General features: G+C 71.6%; 14 protein-coding genes and 2 pseudogenes. 7 read left to right on the forward strand and 9 right to left on the reverse strand.

Going from position 1 to position 18976, the window contains the following annotated elements:
- Positions 1 to 19: 19 nt before the first annotated feature.
- The 8 genes and pseudogenes from ACFHWT_RS23510 to ACFHWT_RS23545 all read right to left on the reverse strand — a co-directional run bounded on the left by ACFHWT_RS23510 (position 20) and on the right by ACFHWT_RS23545 (position 10334).
- Entirely contained in the window at positions 20 to 802 is a 783-nt protein-coding gene (locus ACFHWT_RS23510) for a GH12 family glycosyl hydrolase domain-containing protein (protein WP_416596824.1), read from the reverse strand.
- A 227-nt stretch (positions 803 to 1029) separates the two neighbouring features.
- A pseudogene (locus ACFHWT_RS23515) lies at positions 1030 to 1236 on the reverse strand (succinate dehydrogenase/fumarate reductase iron-sulfur subunit); the annotation flags it as partial.
- 93 nt (positions 1237 to 1329) lie between these two features.
- Positions 1330 to 2082: pseudogene (locus ACFHWT_RS23520) on the reverse strand (succinate dehydrogenase/fumarate reductase iron-sulfur subunit); the annotation flags it as partial.
- Positions 2082 to 4019 (reverse strand): fumarate reductase/succinate dehydrogenase flavoprotein subunit, encoded by a 1938-nt coding sequence (locus tag ACFHWT_RS23525; protein ID WP_416596826.1) that lies wholly within the window; start codon positions 4017 to 4019, stop codon positions 2082 to 2084. The gene ACFHWT_RS23525 and the pseudogene ACFHWT_RS23520, both read right to left, overlap by 1 nt.
- A 12-nt stretch (positions 4020 to 4031) precedes the next feature.
- On the reverse strand, positions 4032 to 4838 hold the full coding sequence (locus ACFHWT_RS23530) for a hypothetical protein (protein ID WP_416596828.1): 807 nt from the start codon (positions 4836 to 4838) through the stop codon (positions 4032 to 4034).
- A 417-nt stretch (positions 4839 to 5255) separates the two neighbouring features.
- Positions 5256 to 6647: a TldD/PmbA family protein gene (locus ACFHWT_RS23535; protein WP_416596864.1), complete on the reverse strand. Its 1392-nt coding sequence runs from the start codon at positions 6645 to 6647 to the stop codon at positions 5256 to 5258.
- 14 nt (positions 6648 to 6661) lie between these two features.
- Entirely contained in the window at positions 6662 to 8098 is a 1437-nt protein-coding gene (locus ACFHWT_RS23540; protein WP_416596830.1) for a TldD/PmbA family protein, read from the reverse strand.
- A gap of 58 nt (positions 8099 to 8156) precedes the next feature.
- Positions 8157 to 10334 (reverse strand): prolyl oligopeptidase family serine peptidase, encoded by a 2178-nt coding sequence (locus ACFHWT_RS23545; RefSeq protein ID WP_416596832.1) that lies wholly within the window; start codon positions 10332 to 10334, stop codon positions 8157 to 8159.
- Between the two features lie 78 nt (positions 10335 to 10412).
- On the opposite strand from ACFHWT_RS23545, the gene mshB reads away from it, so the two are divergent.
- From mshB to ACFHWT_RS23560, 3 genes are all read left to right on the forward strand, one after another.
- Positions 10413 to 11306: an N-acetyl-1-D-myo-inositol-2-amino-2-deoxy-alpha-D-glucopyranoside deacetylase gene (gene mshB / locus ACFHWT_RS23550; RefSeq protein ID WP_416596834.1), complete on the forward strand. Its 894-nt coding sequence runs from the start codon at positions 10413 to 10415 to the stop codon at positions 11304 to 11306.
- Positions 11303 to 11779, forward strand: a complete 477-nt coding sequence (locus ACFHWT_RS23555) for a hypothetical protein (RefSeq protein ID WP_416596835.1) — start codon at positions 11303 to 11305, stop codon at positions 11777 to 11779. The genes mshB and ACFHWT_RS23555 overlap by 4 nt, the downstream gene beginning before the upstream one ends.
- A 113-nt stretch (positions 11780 to 11892) precedes the next feature.
- The gene (locus ACFHWT_RS23560) at positions 11893 to 12357 is read left to right on the forward strand and encodes a hypothetical protein (RefSeq protein ID WP_416596836.1); all 465 of its coding nucleotides are present in this window, start codon (positions 11893 to 11895) and stop codon (positions 12355 to 12357) included.
- On the opposite strand, the gene ACFHWT_RS23565 is transcribed toward ACFHWT_RS23560, so the two are convergent.
- Positions 12326 to 13372, reverse strand: coding sequence for a GNAT family N-acetyltransferase (locus tag ACFHWT_RS23565; protein WP_416596838.1), 1047 nt, complete (start codon positions 13370 to 13372; stop codon positions 12326 to 12328). The two genes, ACFHWT_RS23560 and ACFHWT_RS23565, sit on opposite strands and share 32 nt — an antisense overlap.
- 80 nt (positions 13373 to 13452) lie before the next feature.
- Here ACFHWT_RS23565 and fdxA point away from each other — a divergent pair, with 80 nt between their 5' ends.
- From fdxA to ACFHWT_RS23585, 4 genes are all read left to right on the forward strand, one after another.
- On the forward strand, positions 13453 to 13779 hold the full coding sequence (fdxA, locus tag ACFHWT_RS23570; RefSeq protein ID WP_233606480.1) for a ferredoxin: 327 nt from the start codon (positions 13453 to 13455) through the stop codon (positions 13777 to 13779).
- 17 nt (positions 13780 to 13796) lie between these two features.
- Positions 13797 to 14921 (forward strand): succinyldiaminopimelate transaminase, encoded by a 1125-nt coding sequence (dapC, locus tag ACFHWT_RS23575; protein WP_416596865.1) that lies wholly within the window; start codon positions 13797 to 13799, stop codon positions 14919 to 14921.
- Between the two features lie 9 nt (positions 14922 to 14930).
- Complete coding sequence (locus ACFHWT_RS23580; protein WP_416596840.1) at positions 14931 to 15593, forward strand: SIMPL domain-containing protein; 663 nt, start codon at positions 14931 to 14933, stop codon at positions 15591 to 15593.
- Positions 15594 to 15785: 192 nt separating this feature from the next.
- Positions 15786 to 18908, forward strand: a complete 3123-nt coding sequence (locus ACFHWT_RS23585) for a putative bifunctional diguanylate cyclase/phosphodiesterase (protein ID WP_416596842.1) — start codon at positions 15786 to 15788, stop codon at positions 18906 to 18908.
- The last annotated feature ends 68 nt before the right edge of the window (positions 18909 to 18976 follow it).

Below are 18976 nucleotides of genomic sequence, written 5' to 3' on the forward strand. Positions count from 1 at the left end.
CGGTGGCGGCCGAGCCGGCTCAGAGGTTGATCGCGACCTGGAACGACCGGGAGGTGAGCCCGGCGCCGCCGTGCCAGATCTCGAAGCCCGCCTCGATCCCGCTGAGGTACCAGTCCCGGTCGAGGTAGCCGCGGCCCACCGCGTCCCGGGTGAACGCCGCCAACTCCAGGTCCCGCGCCTCGTCGACCGGCGTGGTACGTACGTACGCCACGTAGTTCCAGTGCCAGTCGGCGTAGTAGACGTCCCAGGTCGCACCGGCCAGGGCCACTCCCCGCGCCACCAGCGTCCCGGCCGGCTCGGCCCCGCCGGCCCGGTCCAGCCAGACCATCAGTTCGGCGCCGTCGGGGGAGCGGTGGGCGTTGGCGTCGGTGTGGAACCACAGGTCGTACGTGGCATTCCAGCGGCCGGTGGCGCCCTGGGTATCGATGGCCCAGTTGGACCGGGCGGTGCGCAACTGCGTCACCTTGATCGGCAGGCCGCTGCCGACGGTGCAGTTGCCCCAGTGGCAGCCCTGGTAGATGGTCGGGTAGGCGGCGGCGGAGCCGTCCCGTTTGTCGTGCTCGGTGTGGGTCACCTCGAACCGGCCGGCGGCGTCGACCGTCAGACACTGCGGAGTGTCCGCACCCCAGACGTTGTTCATCACCACGTACCGCTTGTCGGTGATGTCGATCGTGTCGGCCCGCCCGCAGAGTTCGCTGGCGTCGGCGTCCGGTGCCAGCCAGACGACGGTCACGCCGGCGACGACGAGGGCGGCGACGACGAGTGCGGGCAGGCGGTGGCGCCGGAGCCGGAGCGGGATCATGGTGGGGAGTCCTTCGGCGAGCAGCCCGCAGTACGGGCTGGTGCCGTGGGCCCGGCGGCCCGACGCCGCCCCACGACGGAAACGGTGGACAAGGTCCCGTTCCCGGCTCCGCGAAGGATGTTACGACCGTCAATGGATGGCGGGCAACCCCGGCGACCACGGATAGAAACCGCCCCCTCCCGGCGCAGGAAGCACCGGGAGGGGCGGTCAGCGGGCGTGAGACCGGCTTAGCGGTCCTGGTCCGGGTGGTGGTAGTTGAGTGACTTGTCCGGTAGCGGGAAAGTGACGTCCTCGCCGAACGGCGACGGCGCGGCCGGCTTGTCGAACGCCAGCTCGCTGATCGGCAGGTGGCCCTTCTCGTCCACCGCCGCCGCCTGCGGGCGGGGCACCTGCCGGTGCCAGTTGACCCCGCGCTCGGCGTCGGCCGCCGCGCTGCGGTCACCGTCGGCCGGCAGCCCGGCCGCCGTACCGGCCAACTGGTCCAGGCCGGACTCACCGAGCGCCGGTCCACTCGCTGCCGCGCCGTTCTGCCCCCGCCGGAAGATCTTGCTGCCGAGCCACACGAGGGGATCGTACCGTCGGTCGACGACGCGTTCCTTCATCGGGATGATCGCGTTGTCGGTGATCTTGATGTGCTCGGGGCAGACCTCGGTGCAGCACTTGGTGATGTTGCAGTAGCCCAGCCCCTGCTGCGCCTGCGCGTACTGCTTGCGGTCGGTCCTGGTGTCCAGCGGGTGCATGTCCAGCTCGGCGGCGCGGATGAACACCCGGGGACCGGAGAACGCGGTCTTGTTGTCCTCGTGGTCACGTACCACGTGGCAGGTGTTCTGGCAGAGGAAGCACTCGATGCACTTGCGGAACTCCTGCGAGCGTTCCACGTCGACCTGCTGCATCCGGTACTCACCCGGCGCGAGGTCCTCCGGCGGGCTGAAGGCCGGCGTCTCCAACGACTTCTGGTAGTTGAACGAGACGTCGGTGACCAAATCGCGGATCACCGGGAAGGTCCGCAGCGGGCTGACGCTGATCGTCTCGTTCTCCTCGAACGTCGACATCCGCGTCATGCAGCCCAGCTTCGGCATGCCGTTGATCTCCATGGAGCAGGAGCCGCACTTACCGGCCTTGCAGTTCCACCGGCAGGCCAGGTCCGGAGCCTCGGTGGCCTGCAGCCGGTGGATGACGTCGAGGACGACCTCGCCCTCGTTCACCTCCACCTGGTAGTCCTGCAGTTCGCCGCCGGTCTCGTCGCCCCGCCACACCCTGAAGTGGCGCTTGGTGCCCATCAGTTGTCCGCCTCCTCAGCGAGCGCGTCCTGCGCCAGCGCGTCGAACTCCGCCAACTCCTCGTCGGTCAGATACTTGGCCAGCTCCGCCCGGTCGAAGAGCTTGATCAGCTCCGGGCGCATCTTCGGCAGCGGCTTGTGCTCCAGCTTGACCGTGTCGCCGTCCAGCGAGCAGACCAGGTTGACCGTGCGCCACTGCGGGGCCATGGTCGGGTGGTCCTCGCGGGTGTGCCCGCCCCGGGACTCGGTGCGCTCCAGCGCGGCCTTGGCGGTGCACTCCGACACCACCAGCATGTTGCGCAGGTCCAGCGCCAGGTGCCAGCCCGGGTTGTAGCGCCGGCCGCCGGCGGCGCTGACCTTGGCCACCCGCTCGCGCAGCTCGGCCAGCTTGACCAGCGAATCCGCCAGCTCACCTTCGCGGCGGATGATGCCGACCAGGTCGCCCATCACCGCCTGCAGGTCCTGCTGCAGGGTGTACGGGTTCTCCCCGGTGTCGCGCGACAGTGGCGCCAGGGCCTGGTCCACCGCCTGCTCGACCTCGTCGGCCGAGACCTTCGGCCGCCGGTCCAACCCGCCGACGTACGCGGCCGCGTGCTCACCGGCCCGCTTGCCGAAGACCAGCAGGTCGGACAGGGAGTTGCCGCCGAGGCGGTTGGAGCCGTGCATACCGCCGGATACCTCACCGGCGGCGAACAGGCCGCTGATCCGGCCGGCCGCCGCGGCGGTGTCCGGGTCGACCTCGACGCCACCCATCACGTAGTGGCAGGTCGGCCCGACCTCCATCGGCTGCTTGGTGATGTCGACGTCGGCCAGCTCCTTGAACTGGTGGTACATCGATGGCAGCCGGCGACGGATCTCCTCCGCCGGCAGCCGGCTGGCGATGTCCAGCAGCACGCCGCCGGACTCGGTACCGCGACCGGCTTTGACCTCGCTGTTGATCGCGCGGGCGACCTCGTCACGGGGCAGCAGCTCCGGCGGACGCCGGTTGTTGTCCGGGTCGGTGTACCAGCGGTCCGCCTCCTCCTCGGTCTCCGCGTACTGCTTGCGGAACACGTCGGGGACGTAGTCGAACATGAACCGCTTGCCGTCGGTGTTGCGCAGCACCCCGCCGTCGCCCCGGACCGACTCGGTGACCAGGATGCCCTTCACCGAGGGCGGCCAGACCATGCCGGTCGGGTGGAACTGCAGGAACTCCATGTTGATCAGGGTGGCGCCGGCCCGCAGGGCGAGCGCGTGCCCGTCGCCGGTGTACTCCCAGGAGTTCGAGGTGACCTTGTACGACTTGCCGACCCCGCCGGTGGCCAGCACCACGGCCGGCGCCTCGAACAGGACGAACTCGCCGCTCTCCCGGTAGTAGCCGAAGGCGCCGGCGACCCGGGACCCGTCCGGCCCGTCTTCCAGCATCAACTCGGTGATGGTGGTTTCGGCGAAGACCTTGATCCGGGCGTCGTGGACGCCGTACTCCCGCTTGTCCTCCTGCTGCAGCGAGACGATCTTCTGCTGCAGGGTGCGGATCAGCTCCAGGCCGGTGCGGTCACCGACGTGGGCCAGTCGCGGGTACTCGTGGCCACCGAAGTTGCGCTGCGAGATCTTGCCGTCCTTCGTACGGTCGAACAGCGCGCCGTACGTCTCCAGCTCCCAGATTCGCTGCGGTGACTCCTTGGCGTGCAGCTCGGCCATCCGGAAGTTGTTCAGGAACTTGCCGCCGCGCATGGTGTCGCGGAAGTGCACCTGCCAGCTGTCCCGGCTGTTCACGTTGCCCATCGCGGCGGCGGCGCCGCCCTCGGCCATCACCGTGTGCGCCTTGCCGAACAGCGACTTGGAGATGATCGCGGTGCGTTTGCCGGCCAGTCGGGCCTCGATCGCGGCCCGCAGTCCGGCACCGCCGGCACCGATGACCACGACGTCGTAGTGGTGTCGTTCGATTCGGGTAGTCATATGTCCAAGCCCTCAGTTGAAGAACCGCAGATCGCTGAACCAGCCGGCGGACAGCGCCATCACGTAGAAGTCGGTCAGCGCCAGGGTGCCGAGCGTGATCCAGGCCAGTTGCATGTGCCGGACGTTGAGCTTGGAGATGAACGTCCAGGCCCGGTACCGCACCGGGTGCTTGGAGAAGTGCTTCAGCCGGCCGCCGGCGATGTGCCGGCAGGAGTGGCAGGACAGGGTGTACGCCCAGAGCATGATCACGTTGCCGAGCAGGATGACGTTGCCCAGGCCGACGCCGAAGCCGTTCTCCCCGTCGAAGGCGAGGACTGCGTCCCAGCTGTTGATCAGCGAGATGATCACCGCGGCGTAGAAGGCGTAGCGGTGGGCGTTCTGGAAGATCAGCGGGAAGCGGGTCTCACCGGTGTAGCTCTTGTGGCCGTCCGGCACCGCGCAGGCCGGCGGCGACAGCCAGAACGCCCGGTAGTAGGCCTTGCGGTAGTAGTAGCAGGTCAGCCGGAACAGCAGCAGGAACGGCAGGGTCATCGCCGCGTCGGGGATGATCCACCAGCCGGGTAGGAACCGGCCGAAGTGGGCCGCCTCCGGTACGCAGCGTTCGGTGACGCACGGTGAGTAGAACGGGGTGAGGTAGTGGTGCTCCTGGACCCAGTAGAAGTCGTGCATGAAAACACGGACAGTGGCGTAGGTGACCCAGGCACCGAGTCCGATCACGGTGATCAGCGGGGGTAGCCACCACCGGTCGGTGCGCAACGTCTTCGCCGCGATGGCGGCGCGCGCCCGCGCCTGCCCCGGCATCGTTGCCGTAGTCGTCATCCTGTCTCCCTGACGGGGCCCGACCCGCGCAAGGGCGGACCCGGATATCTTCGGCCGGTCTGTGGCGATGCAGGGCAGAGCCCAGATTGCCGTGCGACCGCGTGCTCCGGAACCCGCACCACACGCATCGGCGGGCGCTGGTCCGGTGCACACGTTACGCCCAGTACCGGCGGCCGTATGCGCAAGGGAGTCTCGCCGGTATCGCGTCGGTTACGAAAGCCCGGCCCGCCGCTAGGGGGGTGGATGTGCAGAAGCTCACTGGATCCCGAGCGGCGTCGGTCACAGATTGGCAGCGGACCCGTCGTCAGGGGCGACGGGCGGTGCGGTCGACCAGCCGCACCGCCCATCGCGGACCCACCCTAAGTGAGGTATGCCTAACCTAAGCAGTGCCGCAGGGCGTCGTCAATACCGCCGTGGTCAGCCGGTGGCGCCGCCGGTGATCTGCCAGCCCGCCAGGTGCAGGGCCGGCGCGTGCCAGGAGGTGTCGTCCCAACTGTCCGGCAGCCGGCTCAACTCTGAGCCCAGACCCAGTACCGCACCGGGTGCGAGCGCCTGCGGATACGACTGGGTGAACCGCAGACTGCGGACCGCCGCCACGACCTCGCCTGACTCGACCAGCCACGCACCGTTACGGGTCAGGCCGGTCACCACCAGGCTGCGTGGATCGAGAATCCGGGTGTACCACAGGTCGGTGACCAGCAGACCCCGCTCCACACCGCCGAGCAGCGCCGCACTGCCCCCGGCGGCCGGCCCGCCGCCGCTGGCGGACTGCCCGCCGTCGGCCGGGAGCAGCCGCAGATGCTGACCGACCGGCCCCCACGAGACGCTGCCCGGCGCCGCGTGCCCGGTCGATGCGGTGCCGGCCGCCGCCGCGGTCCGTCGGTCGTGGGTGAGCGCCGTCGATCGGCCGGCGTCCACCAGCACCGTACGGCCGGTCGGGGTGCCCTCGGCGTCGAACGGCAGCCCGCCGCCGGTGGCCGGGTCGTCGACCAGCGAGATGGCCGGGTCGAACTGGGCCTCGCCGAGCCGGACGAACGACCGCCGTTCGTGGTGCGCCTTGCCGGCGAAGCCGTGCCGGGCGAGCATCTGCAACAGATCCAGCACCGCGGTCGGTTCGAGCACCACCGGGTAGCGCCCCGGCGGCAGATCGACCGGGTGCCGGCCGGCCCGGGCCTTCACCGCCGCTCGGGCACCCAGCGCCGCGCCGTCGATGTCGGTCAGCCGGTCGGCCGCCTGCCGGGCCACCCCGTCGGCGCCGTCGGTCCGGGCGATCCCGTCCATCGCGGCCTCCGCCGACCGGCCGCCGGCGGTCTGCCCGGCGCTGTTGGCGAACCCCGTCGATCGGTGCACGGTACGGCAGAAGCCAGCGCATTCCAGACCACCGGCGGCCGCGACGAAGTCCCGCACCTGGGCCGCCCGCTCCGCCGGACCGGCCTGCGCGGTCGCCTCGTCCCACGAACCGGCCGCGTGCAGCGGTGCCGGCCCGGCCAGCCCCGGCCAGGCCGGATCCGGCGGGCAGAGCCGGGCCGCCGCCAAGGTGCGCTCGACCAGGTCGGCCAACCCGTCCGGGCCGGTCAGCGTGGTCGAACCGATCGCGGTACGGCCGTCGACGTGCAGCCGCAGCCACACCGTGGTGACCGCCTCGGCGACGTTCTGGTGGATGAACGAGTTGGCGAACCGGGTCAGCGCCAGCGCCCGGTGGCTGACGTACGCCTCGGCCTGCGCGCCCGGTCCGGCGGCCCGCCGGACCGCCGCCACCACCCGGAGGGCCAGGTCGGTCTCGGCGGGCGACGTCGCCGCGCCGGTCAGCCCCGCGTCCAGACTCACCCGCGTACCCCCACCCGGACGTTGGTGAACCGGGCCGGCGCCGCCGGATGCCCGGTGTGCCCGACCTGGCCGGGCTGGCCCTTGCCGCAGTTCGGCGTCCCCCAGGCGACGCTCTCCGACGACAGCATGTCCATCGACTGCCAGAACACCGGGCCGATCCCGGTGTACGTCGGGTTGCGCAGCATCCGCCCCAACTTGCCGTTGCGGATCTCCCAGCCGATCTCACAGCCGAACTGGAAGTTGAGCCGCTTGTCGTCGATCGACCAGGACCGGTTGATGTCCATCAGCACCCCGTGGTCGGTCGCCGCGATCATCTCGTCCAACGTGTGCGGCCCCGGCTCCAGACCGACGTTGGTCATCCGGACCATCGGCAGCCGCGACCAGCCGTCCGCCCGTACGCTGCCGCCGTGGTCCAGGCCGGCGACGGCGGCCGAGTCCCGACCAGCCAGTACGCCGACCCACCGGCCCTGCCGGACCGCGTCCCGCTTGACCGCCGGGCTGCCCTCGTCGTCGAACCCGAAACTGCCCAGCGCGCCCGGGATGGTCGGGTCGATCGTCACGTTCATCAGCTCGGATCCGTACCGCAGGCTGCCCAGTTGGGCCAGGTCCAGCCAGGACGTGCCGGCGAAGGCGGCCTCCCAGCCGAGGATCCGGTCCAGTTCGATGGCGTGCCCGACCGACTCGTGGATCTGCAACGCCATCTGCTCCCCGCCGAGGATCAGCGTGGTCTCCCCGGCCGGGCAGGCCGGCGCGGTGAGCAGCGCCCGGGCCTCCTCGGCGATCCGGGCGGCGTGCGCCGGCAGGTCCAGGTCGTCGACCAGCTCCCAGCCGCTGGTGCCGTACTGGCCGCGGTGGCTCGGATAGGAACGGCGCTGGGTCTCCCCGTCACCGATCACCGTCGCGGACAGCCCCGCCCCGCACTCGCGGATCCGCTGGTCGATCCGGTGCCCCTCGCTGGAGACGAACCACTTCTCGGTGTCCCAGATCTGGTACAGCCCTTCGGCCAGGTCGGCGCCGTGGTCGAGCATCGTGCGGGTGGCCGACACCAGCAGATCGCCCTTGTCCGGCAGCGGCACCGACAACGGATCGACCCGGCACGGGCTGGCCCAGCTCGCGGTGCCGGCCCCGGCCGGCACCAGGTCGATCGGCGGCCCTGGCACCTGGGCGCTGGCCGCGGCGATCTTCGCCGCCCGACCACCGGCGGCCCGCGCCGCCGCCGGCGACGGATCCGGTACGGCGTAGAAGCCCCAACTGGAACCGACCAGTGCGCGGACGCCGAGACCGGCGTCGCTGTGCTGGACCAGCGCCTCGATCTCGCCGTTGCGCGCGGTCATCGACTCGTAACGGCGGTGCATCACCCGCGCGTCGGCGTACCGGGCGCCGGCGTCGAGTGCCGCCTGCACGGCGGCCGTCGCCACCTCGAACTGGGTCACCCTGTGACCTTATGCGACATCGGCTCGGCCGGGCGATCCCGACGCCTCCTGCCGCCGCTCAGCCGAGCGGTCCCAACGCCTGCCGGACGAACGCGAGTTCGGCGCGCAGCACGGTGGCCGCGTCCGGGTCGGTGCCGGTAGCCAACGGCAGCACCGCGTGCGGTCGGCCGGCGGCCAGCAGCGCGGCGGACAACCGCAGGGTGTGCGCCACCGGTACGGCGTCGTCGGCCAGCCCGTGCACCAGCAGCAGCGGGCGGAGCTGGTCGCTGCCGGTCACCGGTTCGGCGGCGACCTCCACCAGGCTGTGGTGCGGGTAGATCTCGCCGCCCTCCTCGGGCAGGCCGAGGAACCGTTCGGCGTACCCGCTGCGCAGCAACGCCCAGTCGGTGACCGGGTCGCGCGCCACGGCGGCCCGGAACACGTCCGGGCGGCGCAGCGCGGCCAGGCCGGCCTGCCAGCCGCCGAACCCCGTGCCCCGCACCGCCACCCGGCCCAGGTCGAGGTCGGGATGTTTCTCCGCGATCGCGGTCAGCGCGTCCACCTGGTCGGCGAGCAGCACGTCGGCCAGCCGCCGGTGCACCACCTTCTCGAAACTCGGTGCGACGCCCGGCGTACCCCGATTGTCGACGGTGACCACGGCGAAGCCGGCGTCGGCCCACCACTGCCGGGCCAGCCAGGCCGCCCGTTCGGCGCGGACCTGCTGGTGGCCCGGCCCACCGTGCACCTCCAGCAGTACCGGCAGCCGTCGGCCGGCGACATGCGACTGCGGGTAGAGCACACCGGACGGCAGCCGGCGGTCGGTGACCCGTTGCAGCGTGGGCCGGGGCGTCACCGCCGGGGTGGCCGCCAGGCTCCGCAGCACGCCGAGTTCGGTGTCGTCACGGCAGATCGTCCAGCGCACCCCCGGCTGGTCCAGGGTGGCCGAACCGACGGCGAGTACGGCACCGCCGACGGCGGCGACGTGCCAGCCGGGGCTGCTGGTGAGCCGGACCGCGTCCAGGCCGCCCGAGGAGGCCGCGGTACGGACCCGGTAGAGGTGCTGTTCGCTGGGTTCCCCGTCACTTGCCTCGATCAGCAGGTCCGGGCTGGTGTGCCGGCCGGGCAGCCGGCCGACCACCCGACGTACGTACAGCGCCGCCGGGGTGAGCAGGGTGCCGTCGGCGAACAGGCAGCGGGCGTCGTACCCGTCGTGGGCGAGTTCCCCGCCGACCAGCACCCGGCCGTCGGACAGGTGGCAGGGGGTGCCGGGGATCGGCTCCACCCACCGGGGGTCGGCCAACTCGGCGTGCACCTGGGTCTCCCCGGTGCGTGGGTCGATGGACAGCACCAGGCCGTGCTGCTGCAACCGGCGTAGCACGGTGATCAGCGGGCCTCCGTCGGACCAGTCGACCGACACCAGGTACGGGTAGGTCTCCCGGTCCCAGTGCACGTCGACCCAGCCACCGTCGAGGTCGAGCAGGTGCAGGGTCACTTCGGCGTTCGGGCCACCGCACAACGGGTACGGCCGGCTGCGGGCCGGTCGTTGCGGCCGCGCCGGGTCGGCGTACTGCCAGCGGGGCAGCCGGGAACGGTCGGCCCGGGCGGCGAGGATGCTCTGGCCGTCCGGTGACCACCAGTAGCCACGGTTCCGGCCGAAGTCGACCGCCGCCGGGTCGGGCAGCGCCCAGGTGATGTCGCCGTCCTCGCCAGCGAGCAGCACGTCGCGGCCGTCCGGGTGGACGACCCGGAGCTTGCCGGATCCGTCGCGGACGGATCCATCGCCGCCTGGGCCCTCACCACCCGGTCCGCCGGTCGCGCCGGCCGGCCCGACCGGGTCCGCGTCGCTGTCCGACACGTACGCGATCCGGCTGCCGGTCGGATCCGGTCGGGCGTCGGTGACCGAGCCGACCACCGGTACCTCGATCACGTCGCCGGTCACCAGGTCGGCCCGGAACAGCCGGCCGGCCAGGACGAACACGGCGACCCGGGCGGCCGGGTCGGTGGCGTACCGGGTGATCCCCGCACCGGCGGTGTTTCCTGCGCTGGCGGTGTTCGCGGTACCGAGCAGGACCGTCGGGTCGGCGATCCGGTGGTGCTCGCCGCTGTCGACCTCGAACGACCAGAGACCGGCGGCCGGGTCGTGTGGGCCGGTGGAGCGCAGGAACACCACGCGGGCGCCGTCGGCGCCCACGGTCACCGCGTGCGGGGCGCCCCGGACGGGTCCACTGGTACGGGCGGCAGGTTGCGGAGATTCCACTCCCGGATCGTAGAACCGGCTGATCAGCGATGAGACCGGTAATCCACTCCGGTGCCCATCCGGCGTAAAGTTGCCGGAGTGACCGACCCCGCCGCCGCGCGACGGCTTCTACTGGTTCATGCCCATCCGGACGACGAGACGATCGGCACCGGTGCCCTGATGGCCCGGTACGCCGCCGCCGGAGCGCAGGTCACCCTGGTCACCTGCACTCTTGGCGAGGAAGGCGAGATCCACCTGCCGCGCCTGGCCGGGCTGGCCCCCGATCAGGCCGACCAGCTCGGCGGGTACCGGATCGCCGAGCTCGACGCCGCCTGCGCGGCGCTCGGGGTGACCGACCACCGGTTCCTCGGCGGTGCCGGCCGGTACCGGGACTCCGGGATGATGGGCCTGCCGACCAACGACCACCCGCGGGCGTTCTGGCAGGCCGACCTGGACGAGGCCGCCGGGCTGCTGCTCGAGGTGCTGCGGGAGACCCGGCCGCAGGTGGTGGTCACCTACGACGACAACGGCTTCTACGGTCACCCCGACCACATCCAGGCCCACCGGGTGACGATGCGCGCCGCCGAACTGGCTGCCGCCGAGGGTGTCGCCCCTGACAAGATCTACTTCACCGCGATGCCGAAGAGCGTGCTCGCCGCCGGCATCGACGCGTTCCGGGGCGCGTCGAACAACCCGTTCGCCGGCGTCGAGCACGTCGACGACCTGCCGTTCGGCACCCCCGATCCGCAGATCGCGGCGCGGATCGACGGCACCGCCCATTACCAGGCGAAGCAGGCCGCCATGCGGGCGCACGCCAGCCAGATCCCGGACGATTCCTGGCTCTACGCGCTGGCCGGCAACGTCGGCGGCGAGTTCATGGGCTACGAGTACTTCGTCCTCGGTGCCGGCCGGCCGGGTCCGGGCGACGGCCCGTACGGCTGGGAGACCGACCTGTTCGCCGGGCTGCCGGCCGCCGAGGTGCCGCTGCCGTGACCTCGCCCGGTGTCTCCGGCCAGGTGTCGGCGGTGGAGCCGACGCCGCCGGTGGCGTCGGCTCCGGCCCCAACCCGCCTACGTGAGCTGGTGGACCTGGGGCTGCGGACGGTCGGCGGGGTGGTCGCGGTGGTCGCGGCGGCGCTGTCCGCGGTCCTGGAGCTGCTGCTGGCCACGGTACGGGTCGGCGGGCACCTGGTCGGAGTTTCGGTGCTGCTGGCGATCGCCGGCAACGTGCTGGTGAGCTGGTTCGCGATCCGCGCGGTAGGTGCCCGGTGGGCGATGACGTTGCCGGCGGCGGCCTGGTTCTCGGTGATGGTGCTGGCCGCCGGCGGCACCACCGAGGGGGACATCCTGCTGGCCGGCGACAACTGGGTGGGCTTCGCGGTGATCTTCACCGGGGCGATCGCCTTCGCCGTACTCGCGTTCCGGATGATCCTGGCCCAGCCGGCCCGCCGCAGCGACGGAGGCTGACGCGGCCGGGTGCCGGCTCCTACAATCTTCGGTACGAAAATTCTGGTCCGGAGGACACCTGTGCGGTCCGGCGTGCTGTGGACGCGGTGCGGGTCTGGGTGCGGGAGGTGGAGATGAGGCAGCGCTGGCTGCCGGTCGGCGTACTCGCCGGGGTGCTGTTCGCGGTCAATGTGGTGGCCCGGCTGGTAGTCCGCTTCGGGTTCGACGCCGACCCGCAGATGCAGGACCGGCTCTCGTTGGCGATGTTCGTGGTGATCGGCGTCGTGCTCGGCTCGGTGGCCTTCGTCTGGGGGCGGGACCGGCCGGTCGAACGGTGGAGCGGTGACGCCGCGGCGGCAATCCTGGCGGCGCTGGTGCTGACCATCTTCGTCGGGCCGTTCGTCAGCGGCGACCATCCGTTCTCGGCCGGGGCGGGCGCGTTCTTCTCCCAGGTGTGGCTGTACGGCGGCTTCTCCATCGGCGGGGTGCTGCTCGGCTACCTGGTGCTGATCACACTGGGCTGGGACCACCGGTCCAAGTCGCTGGAACGGTACGCCGAGACCAAGCTCAACAAGCCCCGTCGGGTGGTCCGTCGCTGACCGCCGGCTGCCACGGCAGATAGACGTGGTGGGTGGTGAAGCCGAGCCGGGCGTACAGGGCGGTCGCCGGGTTGTGCTGTTCGGCCTGGAGGAACGCGGTCGGCGCGGCCAGTTCGTCGGCGGCCCACTGGCCAACGGCCCGCAGCACCCGGGTGGCGTGCCCGCGCCGCCGGGCCGTCGGCCGCACCTCCAGCAGCGCGATCTGACACCACCGGTGGTCGGCGTCGACGGCGCCCCGGGCGATGGCGACGAGCTGGCCGTCGGCGTACAGGTGGGCGAAGCGCACCTGCGGTGCGTCGGTGAGCAGCCGGTGGGCGGCGGCCGGCAGCGGGTCGCCGGCCGATTTGCGGGCCGCGACCAGGGCGAGCCACTCCTGCGACGGCGCGCGGTCCAGGCGTACCGACGCAGCGGCGTCGGGTGGAACGCCCGCCGCGTCGGCGTCCTGGCCGGCGGTGCGGGCCAGCAGGTCGGCCAGCGGCACGGTCTGCACCAGCACCAACGGTCCGCTGCGCCAACCCCGGCGGGCGAGTTCGCCAGCAACCTCGGCGGCGGCCGGCAGCGGCACGTTGACCTGTGCCGGCAGGCCACGCTCGGCGTACCAGGCGGTGACCGCGTCCACCGCCGCCGGCAGCGGGCAGCCGGGGTCGCCGAGCGGCAGCGCCGAGTTCGCCCGGCCGGTCCAGCCGTCGGCGGCGCGCAGCAGCCAGTCGCCGAGCCGCTGCTGCACCGGCGCCGCCCAGGTCTGGTTCGCGGCCCGTTCCAGCTCGGCGACGGCGGCGGATTCGCGGTCCGCCGCCCGACGGGCCGCCGGACTGGCGGTCGGCGGCACCAGCTTGCTGCGGTGCACGTCGGCGAGGGCGACCCGGCGCGGCCCGTTACGGGTCAGCACCGTGAGTTCGGTCTCGGTCAGCTCGGCCAGCAGGCCGAGTAGGTCGGTATAGAGCGGACGATCTCCGCCAACACCTATAATTTTTCGGACTACCACGCGGTGTCCCACATCTTGTGGCCGGAGCACGATCGACCCCCTCCCCGGCGAGATACTAGGCTCGTCAGTGCCGCGGGCGATCGCGGCATGTCGTGCGGGAAGGAAGGCCAGTGACCTACATCATCGCCGAGCCGTGCGTCGATGTGCTCGACAAGGCGTGCATCGAGGAATGCCCGGTCGACTGCATCTACGAGGGCAATCGGATGCTGTACATCCACCCCGATGAGTGCGTCGACTGCGGTGCCTGTGAGCCGGTCTGCCCGGTGGAGGCGATCTTCTACGAGGACGACGTGCCGGAGCAGTGGAAGGAGTACACCACCGCGAACTACGAGTTCTTCGAAGATCTCGGCTCGCCGGGCGGTGCCTCCAAGGTCGGCAAGATCGAGAAGGACACCCCGTTCGTCGCGGCCCAGCCGGCGCGCGGGGACGCGCACTGACCGGGGCGCGGGCGGGCCTGGCCGCCGGGCGGTCCGCGCCGACCGGCGGCGGGTCACCGGCCGCCGGCCTGCCGGACTTTCCGTGGGATCGGCTGGCCCCGGTCAAGGAGCGTGCCGCCCGGCACCCCGACGGCCTCGTGGACCTCTCGGTCGGTACGCCGGTCGACCCGGTGCCGGCCGTGGTCCAGCAGGCGCTGGCGGCCACCACGGACACCCCGGGTTATCCGATGACGGCCGGCAGCCCGGGACTGCGCGAGGCTGTCCGGGACTGGTGCGTACGCGAGTGCGGTGCCGTCGGCGACCGGATCGGTGTGCTCCCGACGGTCGGTTCCAAAGAACTGGTCGCCTGGCTGCCCACCCTGCTCGGGGTCGGTCCCGGCGACGTGGTGGTGGTGCCGGCCGTCTGCTACCCGACCTACGAGGTGGGCGCCCGGCTCGCCGGGGCCGAGGTGGTACGGACCGACTCGCTGACCGCGCTCGGGCCGTCGAGCCGGGTCCGGCTGGTCTGGGTCAACTCCCCGGGCAACCCGACCGGCCAGGTGCTGCCGAGCAGGCATCTGCGCAAGGTCGTCGACTGGGCGCGCGAACGCGGGGCGGTGGTGGCCAGCGACGAGTGCTACCAGGCCCTCGGCTTCGAGGCGCAGCCGGTCTCGGTGCTCAGCGAGGACGTCTGTGGCGGTGATCCGACCGGCCTGCTCGCCGTGCACTCGTTGTCCAAGCGGAGCAACCTGGCCGGCTACCGGGCCGGGTTTGTCGCCGGTGATCCGCGGCTCGTCGGTGACCTGCTCGCGGTGCGCAAGCACGCCGGCATGATCGTGCCGGCTCCGGTACAGGCGGCGATGATTGCCGCGCTCTGTGACGACCAGCATGTGGCCGACCAGCGTCGGCGGTACGCGGCCCGCCGGGACCGGCTCCGGGCAGCGCTCACCGCGGCCGGCTTCACCATCTCCCACTCGACCGCCGGTCTCTACCTGTGGGCCAGCCGGGACGAGGACAGTTGGTCGACCGCCGACTGGTTCGCCGCCCGCGGCATCCTGGTCGCGCCGGGTGCCTTCTACGGTCCGGGCGGGCAACGCCATGTGCGGGTGGCATTGACCGCCACCGACGAGCGGGTGGCGGCGGCGGTCGCCCGGCTCGACTAGGCTGGCCGGATGGATGCTCCGGTGGTGGCGGTGCGCGGTGAGGTGACCCGGGAGGTCGCACCCGAGTTGGCCCGGTTCGGGGTGACCGCCGTCGCTCGGGGCAAGGACCGCTCCGGCACCCTCGCCCGGCTCGCCGAGCGGGGCGACGCGGTCCGCACCCTGATCGACGGGTACGGGTCGGCGATCGAGCGCCGGGAGTCCGGCGCGCTGCTGGTACGGCCCGAGTGGCGACGCTCCGGGGAACGGGTCGTCGCCTACCACGCCAGCGTCACCACCACCGTCACGGTCGTCGACTTCACTGTGCTCGGTGAGCTGATGATGCGGCTGGCCGATCAGGACCAGGTCCAGGTCAGCGGGCCGTGGTGGTCGCTGCGGCCGACCAGCCCCGAGCTGGGCCAGGCCCGTCGGGCGGCGATCGCCGAGGCGATCACCCGGGCGCGTGACTACGCCGACGCGCTCGGGGCGGAGGTGACCGGCCTGGTGGAATTGGCCGACCACGGGATGTCCGCGCCGCAGCCGGTGATGTTGCGCGGTGCCACCCGGGCGTTCGGCGCGACCGAGATGGCGGATTCCGCGCCGCAGCTCGATCTCGACCCGCAGGTGCAGACGGTGCATGCGGTCGTGGAGGCCCGATTCACCATCTCTGCTCCGGCGGTACTGCGTCCATCGTGACAGGCGAACGGCCCGATCCGGATCGACGTCTCATCGTTGCCGACCATTGCCCGGCAGAAGTATGGCCAAGGCGTTGTCGGACTGGTAAACCGAGCGGTGGATGTGTTGCCCGGCGGTGAATGGATCGCCCGGGCGTCGACGGGTCAGTCGTAGGCGTTGCCGCGCGTTGACGTCCGGCCTGAGGGGAGGCCCGTGTCGGTCCGGAAGCTCACCAGTGGATATGCCACGGTGATGATCCTGCTGTCCGCCGGGATCCTCCTCGCCCCCGGCTGGCATCCAGTGCTGTGGCCGGCGCTCGGTATGATGAGCGCCGGTGGAATCTTCTTCGGTATCCGCCGCTACCGGCCCAAACGGGCCGCGGCGTGGTGGAGTCTCGCCGGCGCGCTGGTGATGCTCGCCGCTGGCGACACCACGTACGCGATTCTTCCCGGCTCAATCGTCACCGAGCTGTGCTATCTGACGGTATTCGCCCTCACCGCCGTCGGCCTGTTCATGCTGACCCGCGGCAACCAGATGCTTGGCGACCGGTCGCGGCTGCTCGACGTCCTCACATTTTTGTGCACCGCCGCGCTTCTGGCCTGGATCTTCATCATCGGTCCGTACATCACCGCTCCCGGGATGGATCCGTTCGAACGATCGATCCTCGCCGCGTACGCCCTCGGTGATCTGTTGATTCTGGCCGTGATGATTCGTCTGCTGGCGACGAATCCACGCACCCCGGCCCTGGTGCTGCTGCTCGTCGGGGGCGCCGGCATGCTCACCGGCGATATCCTGTACGGACTGACGACGCTCGGTGAGCAGTGGCAGCCGGGCGGCCCGATCGAACTCGGCTGGCTGCTGACCTACCTGACCTGGGGAGCGGCCGGGCTGCATCCGTCGATGGCGCAGCTGTCCGAGCCGGTGGAGATCGAGCCGGGCAAGATCAGCCGGCCGTGGGCGGCGCTGCTGGTCCTGGCGACCATGATCTCGCCGTCGATTCTGCTGATCGAGGCGATGACCGGGCGGATCCGCGACGGGGCCATGCTGGCCATCACCTCGGCGGTGGTCTTCGCGCTGGTGCTCAGCCGGTTCGGTGACGTGCTCGCGGCCCACCGTCAGACGGTCCGCCGGGAGCAGGGGCTGCGGGACGCGTGCGCCGCCCTGGTCTCGGCGGCCGACGCGGCGCAGGTGGATCGCGCGATCCGGTCCGGGCTCGCCCGGATCGTGCCGGAGGGTGTCGACCACCGCCTGGTGCTGGTGCTCAACCGCACCGGCGGGGTACCGGCGCTGGCCAGCAGCGTCTGGGGCCCGTCGGTCCCGGTGACGGCGACGGGCACGTTGCTGCCGTCGACCGCAGCGGTACGGCGTACCCGGCTGCTGCGTCGGCCGACCCTGACCCCGATGCTGGCCCACCAGCTCGGGTCCTTTCCGTTCGCGTTGCTCTGCCCGTTGGTGCTGCCGGAGCAGCGGCCACCTGGTCCGGTGCCGGCACAGCCGCGGCCCGACGTGACCGGTCCGCGAGCCGGGGTGCTGCTGGTCTCGGCCGAGACCAGCGTCCTCAACGCGTTGCGCGACGCCATCGAGGTGCTGGCCAGTCACGCCACGATGGCGTTGGAACGGATTCGGCTGGGTGACGAGATCAACCGGCGGGACGCGGAGGCGTACTTCCGGGCCCTGGTGCAGAACAGCGTGGACATCATCCTGATCGTCGACGACGGCGACGCGGTCCGGTACGCCAGCCCGGCGGTGCGGACGGTGCTCGGTCGGCCGGCACCGGACGGCGGCCCGCTGACCGACCTGGTCGATCCACCGGACCACGGGCGGGTGCTCGAAGGGTTGGCCCTGGTCCGCTCCTCCGGTGAGCCGCACGACTGGCCGGACTGGCGACTGCGGCACGCCGACGGTAGCACCGTGCAGGTCGAGGTGAGCTGCCGTGACCTGCGGTCGGACCGGGCGGTACGCGGTCTGGTGCTCACCCTGCGGGACGTCACCGAGCGTCGTCGGCTGGAGCAGGAGTTGACTCACCGGGCGTTCCACGATTCGTTGACCGGGCTGGCGAACCGGGTGCTGTTTCACGACCGGGTGCAGCAGGCGGTGGCCCGCGCACAGCGCGGCGGGCACGCGGTCGGCGTACTGTTCATCGATCTTGACGATTTCAAGGTGGTCAACGACACGATGGGCCATCAGGCCGGCGACGAGCTGCTGGTCGCGGTGGCGAACCGGTTGGCGGCCACGCTGGGGTCGGCCGACGCCGCCGCCCGGCTCGGCGGTGACGAGTTCGCCGCGCTGGTCGACGACGCGACCGACCCGGCCGAGGTGGAGCAGACCGCGCAGCGGGTGGTCGCGGCGTTCGCCGAGCCGTTCCGGCTCGCTGGCCGGATGGTCGGTGGCGCGGTCAGCGTCGGGGTCGCGAGCACCTCGGACGCCGACGGCACCGACGAGCTGCTGCGGCACGCGGATCTCGCCCTCTACGTCGCCAAGGGGGCGGGCAAGGGGCGCTGGCGGAGGTACCAGCCGGCGTTGCATGTGAGCCTGATCCGGCGGATGGAGCTGCGTACCGCGTTGGAGCGGTCGGCGCCGGAGTCCGACTTCGCTGTCGTCTACCAGCCGGTGGTCGAGCTGGCCAGCGGCAACGCCGTCGGGCTGGAGGCGTTGCTGCGCTGGCGGCACCCGAGCCTGGGGCTGCTGCGGCCGGACCAGTTCATCGACGTGGCCGAGGAGACCGGGCTGATCGAGCCGATCGGCGACTGGGTGCTGGGTCGGGCGCTGGCCGCTGTCACCCAGTGGCGGGCCGCTCTGCCGATGGGCGAGGCCCCGTATGTCAGCATCAACGTCTCCGCCCGGCAGTTCCGGGTCGCCGGCTTCACCGGCAAGGTCCGTCGCGAGTTGATTGCCGCCGGGTTGCCGGCGGATTCGGTGATGCTGGAGCTGACCGAGAGTCTGCTGCTGCAGAACGACGACCAGATCTGGTCGGACCTGGCGCAGCTGCGCGAGCTCGGTGTCCGGCTGGCCATCGACGACTTCGGTACGGGGTTCTCCTCGCTCAGCTACCTGCGTCAGCTGCCCATCGACGTGCTCAAGATCGACCGTTCGTTCACCGCGGAGATGGCCTTCTCGCAGCGGCAGCGGTCGTTGGTGGACGGGATCATCCGGTTGGCGCACTCGCTCGGTCTGCAGGTGGTGGCGGAGGGCATCGAGACGGTTGCCGACCGGAACCTGCTCGGCGACCTGGGGTGCGGCTTCGGGCAGGGTTATCTGTTCTCCCGGCCGCTCGCCGAGGCGGACGCGGCGGCCTGGCTGGCCGGTGGCCGGCCGGTCGGGTTGACCCAGCAATAGATGATCTATATGTAGTCACGTGGCGACTATGAGTGCAAATTCTGTCCATATTGCCCCGAGTTTCGGGC

The organism is Micromonospora sp. LOL_021 (assembly GCF_048060215.1).
In the GTDB taxonomy this organism is placed as follows: Bacteria; Actinomycetota; Actinomycetes; order Mycobacteriales; family Micromonosporaceae; genus Micromonospora_E.

Coding starts and splice junctions, on each gene's coding strand:
- ACFHWT_RS23530 (WP_416596828.1), bottom strand. CDS start 4,838: ATGACGACTACGGCAACGATGCCGGGGCAGGCGCGGGCGCGCGCCGCC.
- ACFHWT_RS23525 (WP_416596826.1), bottom strand. CDS start 4,019: ATGACTACCCGAATCGAACGACACCACTACGACGTCGTGGTCATCGGT.
- ACFHWT_RS23510 (WP_416596824.1), bottom strand. CDS start 802: ATGATCCCGCTCCGGCTCCGGCGCCACCGCCTGCCCGCACTCGTCGTC.
- ACFHWT_RS23560 (WP_416596836.1), top strand. CDS start 11,893: ATGAGGCAGCGCTGGCTGCCGGTCGGCGTACTCGCCGGGGTGCTGTTC.
- ACFHWT_RS23580 (WP_416596840.1), top strand. CDS start 14,931: ATGGATGCTCCGGTGGTGGCGGTGCGCGGTGAGGTGACCCGGGAGGTC.